1 protein-coding gene is annotated in these 820 nt (G+C 52.9%); it reads right to left on the reverse strand.

Going from position 1 to position 820, the window contains the following annotated elements; genetic code table 11:
* Nucleotides 1-54: 54 nt before the first annotated feature.
* Nucleotides 55-735, reverse strand: coding sequence for an IS6 family transposase (locus tag RUE5091_RS22460; RefSeq protein WP_058284177.1), 681 nt, complete (start codon nucleotides 733-735; stop codon nucleotides 55-57).
* Nucleotides 736-820: the final 85 nt, after the last annotated feature.

Raw genomic sequence — 820 nt, forward strand, 5'->3', positions numbered from 1 at the left:
GGTTCTGTTGCAGAGTTTAGAGGGCGACGAGCTATTTCAGTGATCGCTTCGGAGTTAGGTGGCCAACTCGGCGAATTGTTTGAAAGGACAGAGTCCGGGCGTGAGTTGACCTTTGCGGATCATATGAGCCACTTCGATTCCGCCGAGCGTCGCTGCCGCTGAAGCGAAGGATTTGAACCCCAGCATTGGCCGAGTGCGTCTCTTGATGAACCGATGATCCTGTTCCATTATGTTGTTCAAGTATTTCCGCCTGACCATCTCTATTGGAATCGGACAACCAAAGCCCTTGAGCATCTTGTTGATGGCCTTGATACCAGCTGTGTTGGCGCCGCTCTTGTCGATCACAATCTTTCTCGGAAGGCCATTGGTCTCCAGCGTCCGGGCGAAGAACTCTGTCGCCGCGGGTTTGTTTCGGCGCTGCGAGAGCATGAAATCAAGTGTCTTGCCGTGTTTGTCGACGGCCCGGTATAGATAGACCCACGCGCCTTTCACTTTTATGTAAGTCTCATCCATTCGCCAGGAGCGGTCGCATGGCCCTTTGCGCCTACGCGCTGCTTCAGCAATGGCGCCAGAGTACCGTGCCACCCAACGATTCAGCGTGGTGTGGTCCACCTGCACGCCTCGTTCAGCCATGATTTCTTCCAAATCGCGGTAGGACACGCCGTATCGAACATAGAAAAAGACCGCGAACAGGATCACATCCTTCGGATATTGCGCACCTTTAAAAGAGATCATGAGCTGGCTTTCGACTTAATAGGATCGAAAGCCATTCACGCGCAAAACCCAAGAGCGTCAACAGTCAAAAGTTTGCAACAGAGCC

This window comes from Ruegeria denitrificans (genome assembly GCF_001458295.1).
In the GTDB taxonomy this organism is placed as follows: Bacteria; Pseudomonadota; Alphaproteobacteria; order Rhodobacterales; family Rhodobacteraceae; genus Ruegeria; species Ruegeria denitrificans.